Below are 16,719 nucleotides of genomic sequence, written 5' to 3'. Positions count from 1 at the left end.
GAATAATATGTATTATTATCGTTGTACAAAGGTTACTGAATGATTATTAAGTGATTCAAATATACTACTTTTTTTATTTAATCAAAAAGAAGTTTACTTTTATAGGACGTAATTTTAAAGTTTGAAATGAAATGAAAATTTTTTTTAGCCAAAATAGCAAAGATGCTGATGCAATCACCATCGAGAAACAAAACATCACCTCTACACATTTAATGGAACGCGCTGCTACAGTAGCTTTTCATTGGATTGAAAATAAATACCAGAATACCAAAACTACTTTTCAAATATTCTGTGGAGTAGGAAATAACGGGGGAGATGGTTTAGTATTAGCCCGATTATTAAAACAAAAAGGATATTTTGTCAAAGTAAATATTGTATCGTTTAATGAAAAACATTCGGATGATTTTATCGTAAATCTTGAACGTTTAAAAGAATTTGCTATTGAACCTTATATCATCACAAATGGTGATCATGTTCCGAATATAAAAAGTAATGAGATTGTAATTGATGCCATTTTTGGTAGTGGTTTATCTCGTACGCCTGAAGAATGGGTAATTGATCTTTTTCAATATATCAATGCTTCTCAAGCTTATGTAATTGCTATTGACGTTCCTTCTGGTTTATTTTTAGACCAAAATACTGAAAACAAAAGAGCTGTTATCAATGCTGCTGTTGTATTGACTTTTCAATTGCCTAAGCTTGCTTTCTATTTACCTGAGAATGAACGTTATATTCAAGATATTATAATTCTGGATATTGGGTTAGATCCAAAATTCATCAATGAGACACCAACAAATCATTATTTAATTGATCAAAATGATATCTCAATCTTATACAAATCTGTTGATCAATATGCACATAAAGGGACTCAAGGGCATGTTTTAGTAGTTGGTGGAAGCTATGGCAAAATTGGCGCTCCATTACTTACGGCAAAAGCTGCACTAAAATCAGGTTGTGGATTAGTAACCACTTATATCCCAAGATGTGGTTATACAGCACTACAAGCTTCTGTTCCTGAAGTAATGGTGCTAACTGATCCTTCTGAAACTCATATTTCAACCATACAATATGAATTTAAACCGCAAGCGATTGCCATTGGCATGGGAATGGGGCAGCATTTAGATACGCAAAAAGCATTACACTCTTTTTTAAACAGTGTTGAAGCACCATTACTTGTCGATGCCGATGCAATAAACATCTTATCTATCAATCGGGATTGGATTTCACAATTGCCTGAGGGAACAATTTTAACTCCACATCCAAAAGAACTAGAGCGTTTAATAGGTAGCTGGCAACACGATTTTGAAAAAATCGAAAAAACACAACAATTGGCTAAAAAGCACCAATTAATCATCATCATTAAAGGTGCTTATACTTTAGTTATTGATGCCGAAAACACTTATGTTAATATTACGGGAAATCAAGCATTAGCAACAGCTGGTAGTGGAGATGTACTATCTGGAATTATCACCAGTTTGTTAGCACAGGCTTACGATCCTATAGAGGCTGCTATTTTAGGAGTCTACATACATGGACTAACTGCCGACTTAACAGTGCCAGAAACTGGTTATCAATCCTTTATCGCATCGGACATTATTTCCAACATTGGCAAGGCTTATTTGCACATTGAAGCATAAATTCACAATTTATGTTAATTTTTAAGAATATATTAACACTTAAGTAACCTTAAAGTTATACCTTTTTCATTGCTTTGGAATTATTAATTAATCACGATTGATTCTATAAAAAGACAATCACTAAACAAGCTTTATTATGAAAAAAACAATTTTTTTATTAGGTTGTGTTGCTTTACTATTAAGTGGGTGTAGTTCAAATGAAGATCAACTTCCAAATTCAGTAACAGATTCTGCTTTAAAAGCGAAAGAAAATTCAGTTTCTGGAAAAGTAGTTACGGGTTGGGATGTTTTTACTGATATTCCTGAAGGTATCAGAGAGAAAGCAAGAATCGCATGGGGATCTGACACTCCTCCAGCTATTATAATTGCTTTTACAAGTGATAATGTAAATTTAGAAGAAGGTTGGGGATTTGATATCATTGATACACCAGATCCAACTTGTATGATTGCTGGATACCAGGATCAAAATCAATTTCATACTTTAAAAACTGAAAATGGTTTTGTATTTCTAGAAGAAGGTGATATTTGTGGAGAAGGAGTTTACTCTTTAGATAATACACAAGGTGGATGGTATGATCACGTATGTGGACCTACAGGTATATGGCAATTTACTTACAGTGGAGAACCAATCTTTATGTTGACAAAATACTGGTGTGAATAAATACTTCACTAAATTATAATAAAAAAGCCCCGATAGTATCGAGGCTTTTTTTTATATGTTTTTCAAATCCTTAGATTTTAAGATCATTGAAAGTTTCAATTAGTTTAGGGTCAGAAGGTCTCGGAGCATCTGCCATAACAATATTTCCTTGTGGATCTAATAAGATAAATCTTGGAATACCATCGATTGCATAATCTGATACGAATTGTGATTTCCAATCTTTATCAGCAAACAATTGGATACCGCCTAATTTCATATCTGTAACCATTTTAGTCCATGTTTCATGGTCTTTTACTCTATCAATAGAGATACTTACGAACTCAATGTTTTTACCATGGTATTGTTCTTCTACTTTTAATAATGAAGGAATTTCTTGTTTACAAGGTCCACACCATGTAGCCCATACATCAATATAAACGTATTTACCTTTTAAGCTTTCAAGTGATGTTTTTCCTCCTTTAAAGTTTTCATATTCAAAAGTTGGAGATGGTTTACCTTTTACTAAATTTTTGATTTTATTGAATTTAGTCGTGATATCTTCTTTAAATTTATCATTGGTAGAGATTGCCATTAAATCTTTGTATAATGCTTCTGCATTATCATTTGATGGAGCAATTTCATAAGAAAGTTCTTTTGCTAATGCATTTTTAATATTTTGACTTTTAATTGTTTTTAAAAGCGGTAATGCAATAGGAGAGAACTTATCGTTTTCAGATTTCATTTCTTTTTCTACTTTTTTGTAGAAATTACTCGATACAATTTGTTTGTATGAATTAGAAAAATCATAATCCGCTTCATTATCTAAATTCATTTTCTCATCCTCTTTAGGGAATGTTGCTGATGGTTTGAAATCAGGGTTTTGAGCAAAATGAGCATGGTACTGCGGATAATTAATATAACTTAATTGTGCGGCATAATCAATATTTTTAAGCTCATTTTGTTTGAATGTTTTGCTTTCAAATTTTGTTTTTTCTCCTAAAGCCAATTGATCTTTTTTAATTTTATCAACTTTTGCAACAAATTCTTTTTCTGCTAAAGAATAGAATTCAGGTGTTGTACCCATTTCTTTTTGGGTTGCTTCACTTTTTTCTTTCATATAATTATTCTCAACTGCTCCTTTGCCTGTAAAAGCAATTGATTTTGAGAAATCTTTATAATCTGCTGTAACGCCTAATTCTGTCCCTTTTTCTAAATAAAGTGGAACATTACCGCTTTCGGCACTTACTGTATAAGCACCATCATAAGTAATTAGTAATGTATCTGAGAAAGTTCCGTCTGGTTTCAACGTAATTTCTTTTAGAAAATTTCCACCCGTAATAGTGACTTTTCCATCTGTAGCCGCGTTGCTTACTTTCCCGCTAACAATTGCAAATTCTGGTGCTTTGTTACAGGAAACTAAAACGATAACGCTTAATAATCCGAAAATTTTTTTCATTGTGATAGTTTTTTAAGTATTCCAAATTTATAATTAAATATTTAGATAACCTTTAACATTTTATATTATTAACAAATTTTGCTTTTTATATAATGATTGTTGAACTTTGAACTCTTAACATAATAGCAAATCATGGACAATACACATTATATAAGTGCCGAAATACTTACGATCGAAACACTGCATACTATTATCAGCCAAAATCAAACGTTAGGTCTTTCTGAAGAAGCAAAAGTTAATATTGATAAATGCCGTCAGTACTTGGATCAAAAAATGCAAACGCATCATGAACCTATTTACGGTATCAATACAGGTTTTGGTTCTTTATATAATATCAAAATTTCTAATGAAAATCTTTCTCAATTACAAGAGAACTTAGTCAAATCTCATGCTTGTGGAACAGGTGAGGAGGTACCTTTAGAAATTGTCAAAATGATGTTGTTATTAAAGATTCAATCTTTAAGCTATGGTTATTCTGGAGTTCAATTGGCAACTGTAGAACGTTTAATCGATTTTTACAATCACGATATATTACCTGTAATTTATTCTCAAGGTTCTCTTGGTGCTTCTGGAGATTTAGCTCCATTGGCACACTTATCTTTACCATTATTAGGGGAAGGTGAGGTTTATTTTAATGGCAAAAAAGTAAATTCTTCTGCTGTATTAGAGCATTTTGGATGGCATCCTATTATCTTAAAATCAAAAGAAGGTTTAGCCTTATTAAATGGTACTCAATTCATGAGTGCCTTTGGTGCTCACATTTTAATAAAAGCAACAAAATACTCTTATTTAGCTGATTTAATCGGTACAATCTCTTTAGAAGCATTTGATGGTCGTATTGAGCCTTTCAACGAATTAATCCATTACATCAGACCTCACAAAGGGCAAATTGTAACTGCAGAAAGAATTACTTCTTTCTTAGATGAAAGTCAAATCATTGTACAAGAGAAAAAACACGTTCAAGATCCTTATTCATTCCGTTGTATGCCACAAGTACATGGGGCTTCAAAGGATGCTATCGATTACGTAAAAAAAGTATTCAAAACAGAAATCAATTCCGTAACAGATAATCCTAATGTATTTATCGAATCGGATCAAATTATTTCTGGCGGAAACTTCCACGGACAACCTTTAGCAATAACATTGGATTTCTTATCTATTGCTTTAGCAGAATTGGGTAGTATTTCTGAAAGAAGAACGTATCAATTAATTTCAGGATTAAGAAACCTTCCTGCATTTTTAGTAGATAATCCAGGTTTAAACTCTGGATTTATGATTCCTCAATATACTGCTGCCAGTATCGTTAGTCAAAATAAACAATTGGCTACACCTGCAAGTATTGATTCTATTGTTTCTTCAAACGGACAAGAAGATCACGTAAGTATGGGCGCTAATGCTGCTACAAAAGCATTAAAAATCATGACTAATCTTGAAACTATTTTGGCTATCGAATTAATGAATGCTTCACAAGCATTAGAATTCAGAAGACCTTTACAATCAAGTCCATTCATCGAAACGTTTATTAAATCATACCGTGAAGATGTCCCTTTTGTAGAAGAGGATCGTATTTTGCATTACGATATTAAAAAAACAATTGCTTTCTTGGATAGCTTCAATATTGACGAAGAAGAAGCAAACTAAGTCCTGCCATAATAATAATAAAAGGGTCAGCAGTAATACTGCCGACCCTTTTTTATATCACTTTCTTTATTCGTTATATTTTCACGTAATGAAGTTGTACTAATCCTTTATCGAATGATTTAGTATCAATTAGCTTTAAAGCCACTTCTGGTCTGCCTTCTTTAAATAAAGAAATTCCATTTCCTAAGAATACTGGAATAATGGAAATCACAAATTCATCGATTAGATTTTCTTTCATTAATTCATTCACTATTTCTGCACCACCATCTACAAAAATATTTTTCCCTTCTGTAGATTTTAATCGAGCAACCAAATCGTATAAATTATCAGTATAAAAATGAACAGTTCCTATTGATGGTCGAGCTGTTCTTGTGATAATATACGATTCTTTATCAGCATGATGAAAATCATATCCCATACTCAATACCTTATCATAGGTTTTTCGTCCAACTATTACACAATCAATTGTTTCATTAAAGGCAGCATATCCATAATCTTCGCCTTCTTTTTCTACTGCAGATAAAAAATCTAAATTCCCATCATTCTTAGCAATGAAACCATCTAAACTCATTGCAATGTATAATACTACTTTTCTATTAATCATTCTTATTATTTTATTATTCTACTGAATACCATTATTGAATGCCTTTTGATTCCGTATGATTTTATGTTGGGTTTGACGCAATTTCTCATCACCAGATATAATACTAATGTTTCCATTAATTTCTAACATCGCTAACCTAATATCTTTATAATATTGAACACCATGTTCTCGCATTGCTTCTGTCAATTCATCTGAAGTTATTCCAAGTTTACTTAGTGTCGCAAATTCTATTTTTCCATTATGAACTAAGATCTCCGGTTTATCTTGAATAAAAGACGTTAAGAGTTTACTTTTAAACATTAATTTCTTCAGGACATAATTAATCACAAATAAAACACTTGCTGCGGCTAAACCTCCCCACAAACTGGTATCATTACCAACCATTGCATTCTGAACTGAATTGCTAATCAGCAAAATCAAAATAACATCGGCAGTATTTAGTTGTGACAATTGCTTTTTTCCAAATACACGGAGTGCAATAACCATAAAAAAATAGACTGCAGTACTTCGTAAAATAATATCTAAATAAGTATTCATTGCTTACTTGTATTAAGGATTAAAATATTTAATTCTGAAATTGTGATAAGGTTATAAAAGAGAATTACCTTTATTAATCCAAAGAAAAATAAAGGTAATTACTATAATTTATAATATAAAAATTACATTATATTTTCCATTTAAAATTTTTCTCAATTGCTTTAATCATTTCACCAGCAATATCTTTATTGGTAGCACCTTCAATACCTTCTAATCCAGGTGAAGAATTTACTTCTAATAACAATGGCCCTTTTGATGAACGGATAATATCAACTCCGGCAACTTTCAAATTCATTGCTTTAGCTGCACGAATAGCAATACGCCTCTCTTCTGTTGTTACTTTTATAATGGAAGCTGTACCACCTAAGTGAATATTAGCTCTAAATTCTCCTGGCAATGCTTCACGTTGAATAGCCGCAACAACTTTTCCGTCAATTACAAAACAACGGATATCTTTTCCATTGGCTTCTTTAATAAACTCTTGAACTAATATATTAGCATTTAAACTTTTAAACGCATTAATAACACTCTCTGCTGCTTTTTTCGTTTCTGCCAAAACAACACCTTTACCTTGCGTTCCTTCTAATAGTTTCACAATTAGGGGAGAACCGCCTACCATTTTAATTAAATCATTGGTATCCAATGGTGAGTTAGCAAAACCTGTAGTAGGAATATCAACTCCACTATTTAATAATAGTTGTAAAGAATATAATTTATCTCTGGATTGACTTATCGCAGAAGAAGAGTTCAAACAGAATACTTTTAATGCTTCAAATTGTCTTGTCAATGCACAACCGTAAAACGTCATACTAGGTCTAATTCTAGGAATTACTGCATCAAAATCATTTAAAACACGACCGCCACGGTAATGAATCTCTGGATTATTTGCATCTAATTTCATGTAACAATACTTCAGGTTTAAAAAATGCATTTCATGTCCACGCATTTCACCCGCTTCCATAATTCTTTTATTACTATATAATTCAGGATTACTGGCTAAAACACCAATTCTTAATCCTGATTTAGTAGATTCTGATTTATCGTAATATTCTTTTAGTTTTTCATTACTGGGTTGCCCAAGTAAATATTTTTGTTCAGGATCAACCAAAACACGACCACTCATAGCTTCACGCCCTAATAACATGCGGAAACCCATTGAATCTCGATTGGTCAATGTAATCTCTATAGGCCAAAGTGTACCGCCCATTTCTAATTCTACGCGAACGACATAACGTTGTTCTCTAAATCCACTAGAACTTTTTACAACCCTTTTATCTACTAATTGTGACTCACAATGAATCACCGTTTTTAGATTATTTTGAATAGGATTGATATCAAACTTTACCCAGTTTTCTCCGTCCTTAATAAATTGAACAATATTAATAGCATGTAATGCAGAGGTCTTGGCTCCAGAGTCGACTCTTGCTTTAATCGTGGGAATTCCCAAGGTAGGGAAGGAGCACCATTCTTCACTGCCCACAATAACTTTGTCTCGTAACATAAAATTTGTTTGAAAGAAATAATATTCTAAAGTAATACTTTTTTTTAAAATTCAATAAGTTCACCCTATAATTATTAAAAAAGAAAAAACCTACTAATTAGTAGGTTTTTCAGTTTTTTGAATTTGTATCGTTAACTCTTGTGAAGTATCCTCTAGATCCATAAAAATCTCATCACCTTCCGTTATTTTCGAAGTAATAATCTCTTCTGCAAGAGCATCTTCGACATATTTCTGAATGGCTCTTTTTAAAGGTCTTGCTCCGAATTGTTTATCGAAACCTTTATCTGCAATAAAATCTTTTGCCTTATCGGATAATCTCAATGTATAGCCTAATTCTTTTACTCGAGCATATAATTTATCCAATTCAATATTGATAATTAAGTTGATGTGCTCTTTTTCCAACACATTGAACACAATTACATCATCAATTCGATTTAAAAACTCAGGAGCAAATGCTTTTTTCAAGGCATTTTCAATAATACCTTTTGAGTGATCATCGGCTTGTGCCTTTTTGGCAGTTGTACCAAAACCAACACCTTGACCAAAGTCTTTTAATTGACGTGCTCCAACATTTGAAGTCATAATAATGATTGTATTTCTAAAATCAATTTTTCGTCCAAGGCTATCCGTCAAATATCCGTCATCTAACACTTGAAGCATCATATTGAATACATCTGGATGTGCTTTTTCAATCTCATCAAGAAGCACTACACAATATGGTTTTCTACGTACTTTTTCAGTCAATTGACCACCTTCTTCATATCCAACATATCCTGGAGGCGCTCCAACTAATCTTGAAATCGCAAATTTCTCCATGTATTCACTCATGTCAATACGTACTAAAGCATCTTCTGAATCAAACAATTCTTTAGCCAAAACTTTCGCTAATTGTGTTTTACCAACCCCTGTTTGTCCTAAGAAAATAAATGACCCAATTGGTTTATTCGGATCTTTCAATCCAGCTCTATTACGTTGTATAGATTTAGCAATTTTCAACACTGCCTCATCTTGACCAATCACCTTATTTTTAATAAGTTCAGGTAATTTAGCTAATTTATTACTTTCAGTTTGAGCAATACGATTAACAGGAATTCCAGTCATCATAGAAACAACATCAGCTACATTATCTTCTGTAACTAAAATTCTATTATTCTTAGAATCTTCTTCCCATTGTTCTTGCGCAATTGCTAGGTCTTTTTCTAGACGTTTTTCATCATCTCTAAGCTTCGCAGCCTCTTCGTATTTTTGTTTTTTAACAACGCTATTTTTATTCTCGCGCACTTCTTCCAGTTGTCTTTCCAAATCAAGAATTTGTTTTGGAACATCAATATTGGTAATATGTACTCTTGAACCTGCTTCATCTAAAGCATCGATTGCTTTGTCTGGTAAAAAACGTTCCGACATATATCGGTTCGTTAATTTCACACAAGCTTCAATTGCCTCTTGCGAATAGGTAACGCTATGGTGATCTTCGTATTTATTTTTGATGTTATTCAAAATTGTAATCGTTTCTTCCACAGAAGTAGGCTCCACAATTACTTTTTGGAAACGTCTTTCTAACGCACCATCTTTTTCTATATATTGTCTGTACTCATCTAGTGTTGTAGCACCAATACATTGGATTTCACCTCTTGCTAAAGCTGGTTTAAACATATTTGATGCATCCAATGATCCCGTAGCACCACCAGCACCAACGATAGTATGAATTTCATCAATAAAAAGAATAATATCATCATTCTTTTCTAATTCATTCATAACCGCCTTCATACGTTCTTCAAATTGCCCTCTGTATTTTGTACCGGCAACTAAACTTGCTAAATCAAGTGTTACTACACGTTTATTAAACAGAATACGAGAAACCTTTTTCTGAATAATACGTAGTGCCAAACCTTCTGCAATAGCTGATTTACCTACTCCAGGCTCACCAATTAGCAACGGGTTGTTTTTCTTTCTACGACTTAAAATTTGTGAAACACGTTCTATTTCTTTTTCTCTACCTACAACAGGATCTAATTTACCTTCCTCTGCCATCTCAGTCAGGTCACGACCAAAATTGTCCAATACAGGTGTTTTAGATTTTTTATTTGACTTGTTTGTAGGGTTATTGAATGTACCTTCTTTCAAACTTTCGTCTGAACCAGAATCCTCATTAAATGACTCCGCACGAGGTAAATCCTGCATATAATCTTCTTCGTTTGATATCATATTTGTATACTGTTCTTTTGCTAAATCGTAATCTATTTTTAATTTATTCAACAACTTTGTTGTCGGATCATTCTCATTTCTAAGAATACACAATAGGAGATGGGCAGTACTAATTGAAGAACTTTGAAAGACTTTCGCTTCAAGAAAAGTCGTTTTTAAAGCGCGTTCTGCTTGTCTGGTAAGGTGTAAATTCTTTTTTTCATTATTTCGCTCTACATTAGGATTTGCAGGACTCAGAATCTCAACTTTCCTTCTTAGATGATCTAAATCTATTGATAAATTATTGAGAATACTAATTGCTTTTCCATTTCCATCTCTCAAAATACCTAACATAAGATGCTCTGTGCCAATGAAATCATGACCTAATCGTAAAGCTTCTTCTTTACTATAAGTAATCACGTCTTTTACTCTTGGCGAAAAATTATCGTCCATAATATATTTGGGTTAGTTCTGTAAATTTAATTATTCTTGGGGATAAATACAATAATCGTACCTATACAAAAGTACTGTCATGCTAAGTGACAAAAAAATATTGGAAATTAAAAATGAATTCGTAAAATAATTCTATCAAATTTTGTTGATAAATCTTTGAAATTTATACCGAAAAAGTGCGGTAAAAAGCGTGAAAATACGTATATTGGCACGTTTTGAATTTAAACTAATTTTTTAATATAAATACTTATGTCTGAAGGAGAAAAGTTAATTCCTATTAACATCGAAGACGAAATGAAATCATCTTACATCGATTATTCGATGTCAGTTATTGTATCCAGAGCGCTTCCAGATGTTAGAGATGGCTTGAAACCCGTACATCGAAGAGTTCTTTTTGGAATGTATGAATTAGGGGTTCTTTCGAATAGAGCTCACAAGAAATCTGCAAGAATTGTAGGGGAGGTTCTTGGTAAATTTCACCCACATGGAGATAAATCTGTATATGATGCAATGGTGCGTATGGCACAGGAATGGAGTTTACGTTATCTATTAGTAGATGGTCAAGGTAACTTTGGTTCTGTAGATGGTGATGATCCTGCTGCAATGCGTTATACGGAGGCTAGAATGCGAAAAATTGCAGAAGACATTTTGGCAGACATTGACAAAGAAACTGTTGATTTTCAATTAAACTTTGATGATACCCTATACGAGCCTAAAGTAATGCCTACAAAGGTTCCTACTTTATTAATTAACGGTTCTTCTGGTATTGCTGTTGGTATGGCTACAAACATGCCTCCACACAACCTTACTGAGGTTATTGACGGTACATTAGCTTATATCGACAATCCTGATATTGAAATTGATGAATTAATGAACTACATCAAAGCTCCTGATTTCCCAACTGGTGGTGTTATCTATGGCTATGATGGTGTACGTGAAGCATTCAAAACCGGTAGAGGTAGAGTTGTAATGAGAGCGAAAGTAAACTTCGAAGAAGTTGAAGGCAGAGAATCTATCATTGTTACTGAAATTCCTTACCAAGTCAATAAAGCTGAAATGATTAAAAAAACAGCGGACTTAGTAAATGATAAAAAAATAGAAGGTATTGCGAACATTCGTGACGAATCGGATAGAAACGGTATGCGTATCGTGTATATCTTAAAGCGTGATGCTGTTCCTAATGTAGTATTAAATACATTATACAAATACACTCAACTACAATCTTCATTCAGCGTTAACAATATTGCATTGGTTAACGGAAGACCTCAAATGTTGAATCTAAAAGAATTGATTCATTATTTTGTAGAACACAGACATGATGTAGTTATTAGAAGAACTCAGTTTGATTTACGTAAAGCAGAAGAAAGAGCACACATCTTAGAAGGTTTAATCATTGCTTCAGACAATATTGATGAAGTTATTGCATTAATCCGTTCTTCTAGTAATGCCGATCAAGCTAGAGAGAAATTAATTGAGCGCTTTAAATTATCTGAGATTCAAGCCAAAGCAATTGTCGAAATGCGTTTGAGACAATTAACAGGTCTGGAGCAAGATAAATTAAGAGCTGAATACGAAGAGATCATGAAATTAATTGATCACTTACGTGAATTATTAGCCAGTAAAGAATTGAGAATGGCTCTTATTAAAGAAGAGTTGGCCGAAATTAAAGATAAATATGGAGACGAACGTCGTTCTGTTATTGAATATGCTGGTGGAGACGTAAGTATTGAGGATTTAATTGCTGATGAAAATGTTGTTATTACAATTTCTCATGCAGGTTATGTAAAACGAACTCCATTATCTGAATACAAAACTCAAAATAGAGGCGGAGTAGGACAAAAAGGAGTGGCTACTAGAGATCAGGATTTCTTAGAGCATTTATTTGTGGCTACAAACCACCAATACATGATGTTCTTCACACAAAAAGGAAAATGTTTCTGGATGCGTGTTTATGAAATTCCAGAAGGAAGCAAAACTAGTAAAGGTAGAGCAATCCAAAACTTAATCAATATTGAGAATGATGATAAGGTTAAAGCTTTCATTTGTACTCAAGATTTAAAAGACCAGGATTACATCAATAGTCATTATGTAATTATGGCTACTAAACAAGGTCAGGTTAAGAAAACTTTACTTGAACAATATTCTCGTCCTAGACAAAATGGTATCAATGCGATTACTATTAAAGAAGATGATGAATTATTAGAAGCAAAATTAACAACTGGTGAAAGCCAAGTATTAATCGCTGTAAAATCTGGTAAATTAGTTCGTTTCGAAGAAAAGAAAACTAGACCAATGGGACGTAGTGCTTCTGGAGTACGTGGAATCACCCTTGCTGATGAAAAAGATGAAGTAATCGGTATGGTGACTGTAAACGATATGAATTCAGAAATTCTTGTAGTTTCAGAAAATGGTTACGGTAAACGCTCTAGCTTAGATGATTACCGTATTACAAACAGAGGTGGTAAAGGAGTTAAAACATTAAATATTACTGATAAAACAGGAAATCTAGTTTCAATCAATAATGTGAATGATACTGACGACTTAATGATTATCAATAAATCTGGTTTAACCATTAGAATGGAAGTTTCTGATTTACGTGTTATGGGTCGTGCCACACAAGGAGTACGATTAATCAACATCAAAGGAAATGATTCTATTGCTGCCGTTACTAAAGTAATGCGCGAAGAGGAAGTTGCTGAAGGAGAAATTTTAGAAGGTGAAGAAGGATTTATTGCAGAAACAGGTGATGAAAACTCTTCAGAGGATATCACTCCAGAAACTGAAACAGATACCGAAATTTAAACCCAAAGAATAATTCTATAACTAAATTGAAAATAAAATGAAAAATAGATATTTGATCGTAGCATCATCCATTTTAATATCAATGAGTTCTTTTGCACAAAAAGACCAATTAAAAGCTGCTGAAAAAGCACTTAAAAATGGAAATGCAGCGGAAGCTAAAGCAACTTTACAAGGAGCTGAATCGTTAATTGCTGCTGCATCTGATGCTGAAAAAGCACAATTTTATTTCCTAAAGGGAAATGCTTATTTAGACTTAGCAAAGAAAAATGTTGAAACTGCAAAAAGTTATGCTGAAGCTGCCAAAGCTTACCAATTGTTAATTGATGCTGAAAAAGCTTCAGGAAAAGCAAAATACAGCAAGCAAGCCGAAGGTTCATTAGTTGAAGTTAAAAATGGTCTTATCAATGGAGCAATCGCTGATAACGCTGCTAAAAACTACAAAGAAGGTGCTTTAAAACTTTATCAAGCTTACAACATCAGCAAAAAAGACACTATCAATCTATACTATGCTGCTTCTGGAGCAATTAATGGTAAAGATTATGATTTGGCTTTGAAGTATTATGAAGAACTTAAGCAATTGAATTTCTCTGGAAAAGGAACTAACTATTACGCAGTAAGTAAAGTTAATGACAAAGAGGATAGTTTTGCTAATGAAAAAGACATGAGAACTGCCGTAAAAATCGGTACTCATGAAAAGCCAAGAATGGAAAAAGAACCTTCTAAAAGAGGTGAAATCTACAAAAACATGGCTTTAATTTTAGTTCAAAAAGGGGACATTGATGCAGCAAAAAAATCTATTGCTGATGCCCGAAAAATGAATCCTGAGGACAATAGTTTATTGATGACTGAAGCAAACTTATACCTTCAAACAAAAGACTACGATACTTATAAAAAATTAGTTACTGAAGCATTGGCAAAAAATCCAAATGATGCAGATTTATACTATAATTTAGGTGTTATTAGCTCTGAAGCTAAAGATCCTGTTGAAGCTGAAAAATACTTCAAAAAAGCAATTGAAATCAATCCTAAATATTCAAACGCGTATTTAAACATCGCTAGCTTAAAATTAGGTGCTGATGGAAAAATCACAGAAGAAATGAATAAATTAGGAACTTCTCCAAAAGATAATAAAAGATATGAAGTTCTTAAAAAGGAAAGAGAAACATTACACAAAAGCTTATTACCATTGTTAGAAAAAGCAGTTGAACTAGATCCTAGTAACCAGCCAGCAATTGAGACATTATTAAGTATCTATGGTGCTTTAGACATGACTGATAAATACAATGCTTTGAAAGCAACGTTAAAATAATAAACTCTCATTTTATTATAAAAAATCCCGCTTGAAATATCAAGCGGGATTTTTTTTATTTATAATTACATATACCTAGTGCATATTTACCATTCCATAGAAAATTAGTACCAGCAAGAATATTGATATGAAAAGTATATTAATAAAGAACAAGGCAATACCTTTTAGCCTAGAAATTAATTTACTTTCACCATAAAACCTTCTATGCGATCTGAAAAAGTAGAAAAACCACCAACCCATAAATAGCAATTGGAAATAATTAAAAAGCGAATCTAAATGAAGTAAATCTAAAATAAAATTAATGATTAATGAACTAGTAAACGTAAACAATATAAAGGAAAAATAATGGAGTGTAAAAATACCATGATCAAAGAAATACCATCTTTTTTTACCATGAAAAATCCACAGATTTAACGCAAAAAACGGCAGATATAAAAATAATGCTTTTGGTAAATTATGAAGAAATGAATCTTCCAGTTTTTCTTTAAAATTTTCTGATTTATAATTCTCATTAATCTTCGCTAATTTCTTTTTCATCCAATACTTAGCACCTTCTGATTTTTTAGATTCTGGCAACGAATTCTGAACTGAATCCAACTCTTTTACTGTAGGAAATGTTTCTAATCCTGACTCTTTTAAAAAAACCTCTTTATCATCTCCAAAATTCACAAAACTGTTATCCTTTTCCTTATTTTCAAAAGAGGACGTTAGACCCCATAATAGAAAGGTTATAAAACTTATAAAAATATACAACTTTACTGGCGGTACATATAACTGTCTTTTACCCGTTAAATATTCTTTTGTTAAAACGGATGGCCTAAATAGAAGCGTTTTAATAGTTTTCCAAAAATAATTGTCATAATGGGTGAAATCCTCAAAAAAATGGATGACAAGGTGTCCAAATGACTGTCTTGTCTCAATATTTTCCTGACCACATCTGGAACAAAATTTATTTTCAACAACATAATTACAATTTTGACAAGTTCTGTCTTTTCTCAACTGGTGGTGCGCCATACAATATCGCTATGAATTAATTTTAAATTCGTTTTTCATTGGCAACAAATATCGTAAATTGTACGTGTTATCATAATAAAACTTGATTTTTATTGCGTTAAATAAAAAGAAAACAATAAAAAAACCTGTTCAAAAATTGAACAGGTTTTTAATCAAAAATATCTTATGAAGATTAAATAATCTTTTTAATCACTCTTAATTTATGAGTATGTCTTTTAGTATCAACATTATATATACCCAAATGATCTAGTCGATCAATACGCACTTTACCATGGGCATGAATAATATAATTATCATCCATAATCATTCCTACATGAATAATATTTCCTTCTTCATTATCAAAAAAGGCTAAATCTCCTGGTTCACTCTCTTCAATAAAGCTCAAGGCTTCACCTTGACCAGCTTGTTGTGATGCATCACGAAGCAAGCTGTAACCATTTAATTTGTACACCATTTGTGTAAATCCGGAGCAATCAATCCCAAACGGCGTTTTACCGCCCCATAGATAGGGTGAATTCAAATACATGAATGCTGTATTAATCAGATTCAATTTAGGCTTTACACCCGTAATTTTAAGTCCTTCAAACTCGTATCCAGCAGTATTAATATCTGGATGATTTAAAAAAGTTAATGAAGCACCCAAAGGAATTGGCATCAATAAATTATTTGGCGTGGTAATATATTCCACCAAATCCGAACTCAGAATACTAGAATCTTTTGACAGATTGAGATATTCTGTTTCTGTAATTTTTTGACATTGTTTACTATCAATCCAACCTTCATAACCATCAAAAAACAGCTTTACTTTATACCATTGTTGCTGTTCACCAATGATTTTAAAATATTCCCCAAATAGCACTTGTGAAACTAATTCACTACGGTCATTAGGTTCAATTCTTAAAGGGATAATCGCTAGATTACAAATTCCAAACATTATTGCG

General features: G+C 32.4%; 12 protein-coding genes. 5 read left to right on the top strand and 7 right to left on the bottom strand.

The annotated features are described in order from the left end of the window. Positions 1 to 131: 131 nt before the first annotated feature. The gene (locus P6733_RS03670; protein ID WP_306350250.1) at positions 132 to 1,637 is read left to right on the top strand and encodes an NAD(P)H-hydrate dehydratase; all 1,506 of its coding nucleotides are present in this window, start codon (positions 132 to 134) and stop codon (positions 1,635 to 1,637) included. A 136-nt stretch (positions 1,638 to 1,773) separates the two neighbouring features. Then, positions 1,774 to 2,298 (top strand): hypothetical protein, encoded by a 525-nt coding sequence (locus P6733_RS03665; protein WP_306350249.1) that lies wholly within the window; start codon positions 1,774 to 1,776, stop codon positions 2,296 to 2,298. A 70-nt stretch (positions 2,299 to 2,368) separates the two neighbouring features. Here the strand turns inward: P6733_RS03665 and P6733_RS03660 are convergent, their stop codons facing one another. Then, a complete protein-coding gene (locus P6733_RS03660; RefSeq protein WP_306350248.1) occupies positions 2,369 to 3,733 on the bottom strand; it encodes a TlpA family protein disulfide reductase in 1,365 nt (454 codons plus the stop codon). A gap of 132 nt (positions 3,734 to 3,865) precedes the next feature. Between P6733_RS03660 and hutH the strand changes: the two genes are divergently transcribed. Continuing rightward, positions 3,866 to 5,374: a histidine ammonia-lyase gene (gene hutH / locus P6733_RS03655; RefSeq protein ID WP_306350247.1), complete on the top strand. Its 1,509-nt coding sequence runs from the start codon at positions 3,866 to 3,868 to the stop codon at positions 5,372 to 5,374. A 73-nt stretch (positions 5,375 to 5,447) separates the two neighbouring features. Here the strand turns inward: hutH and P6733_RS03650 are convergent, their stop codons facing one another. From P6733_RS03650 to P6733_RS03635, 4 genes are all read right to left on the bottom strand, one after another. After that, on the bottom strand, positions 5,448 to 5,978 hold the full coding sequence (locus P6733_RS03650; protein WP_306350246.1) for a dihydrofolate reductase family protein: 531 nt from the start codon (positions 5,976 to 5,978) through the stop codon (positions 5,448 to 5,450). Positions 5,979 to 5,996: 18 nt separating this feature from the next. Continuing rightward, positions 5,997 to 6,515, bottom strand: coding sequence for a DUF421 domain-containing protein (locus P6733_RS03645; protein ID WP_306350245.1), 519 nt, complete (start codon positions 6,513 to 6,515; stop codon positions 5,997 to 5,999). Between the two features lie 127 nt (positions 6,516 to 6,642). After that, positions 6,643 to 8,016 carry a 30S ribosomal protein S6--L-glutamate ligase gene (gene rimK / locus P6733_RS03640; RefSeq protein ID WP_306350244.1) on the bottom strand — a complete coding sequence of 458 codons (1,374 nt, stop codon included), beginning with the start codon at positions 8,014 to 8,016 and terminating at the stop codon, positions 6,643 to 6,645. Between the two features lie 93 nt (positions 8,017 to 8,109). Then, positions 8,110 to 10,653 (bottom strand): ATP-dependent Clp protease ATP-binding subunit, encoded by a 2,544-nt coding sequence (locus tag P6733_RS03635; protein ID WP_306350243.1) that lies wholly within the window; start codon positions 10,651 to 10,653, stop codon positions 8,110 to 8,112. Positions 10,654 to 10,902: 249 nt separating this feature from the next. Here P6733_RS03635 and gyrA point away from each other — a divergent pair, with 249 nt between their 5' ends. Beyond that, positions 10,903 to 13,455, top strand: a complete 2,553-nt coding sequence (gyrA, locus tag P6733_RS03630) for a DNA gyrase subunit A (protein WP_306350242.1) — start codon at positions 10,903 to 10,905, stop codon at positions 13,453 to 13,455. A gap of 37 nt (positions 13,456 to 13,492) precedes the next feature. Further along, positions 13,493 to 14,764 (top strand): tetratricopeptide repeat protein, encoded by a 1,272-nt coding sequence (locus tag P6733_RS03625; protein ID WP_306350241.1) that lies wholly within the window; start codon positions 13,493 to 13,495, stop codon positions 14,762 to 14,764. Positions 14,765 to 14,839: 75 nt separating this feature from the next. On the opposite strand, the gene P6733_RS03620 is transcribed toward P6733_RS03625, so the two are convergent. Both P6733_RS03620 and P6733_RS03615 read right to left on the bottom strand, forming a co-directional pair. Beyond that, positions 14,840 to 15,778, bottom strand: coding sequence for a DUF3667 domain-containing protein (locus P6733_RS03620; RefSeq protein WP_306350240.1), 939 nt, complete (start codon positions 15,776 to 15,778; stop codon positions 14,840 to 14,842). A gap of 172 nt (positions 15,779 to 15,950) precedes the next feature. Further along, positions 15,951 to 16,712, bottom strand: coding sequence for a C40 family peptidase (locus tag P6733_RS03615; protein ID WP_306350239.1), 762 nt, complete (start codon positions 16,710 to 16,712; stop codon positions 15,951 to 15,953). Positions 16,713 to 16,719 lie beyond the last annotated feature (7 nt).

It is taken from the genome of Flavobacterium aerium (assembly GCF_030766725.1).
In the GTDB taxonomy this organism is placed as follows: domain Bacteria; phylum Bacteroidota; class Bacteroidia; order Flavobacteriales; family Flavobacteriaceae; genus Flavobacterium; species Flavobacterium aerium.
Note: the sequence above shows the minus strand (reverse complement) of the source record. Positions and strands in the feature narration are given on the sequence as shown.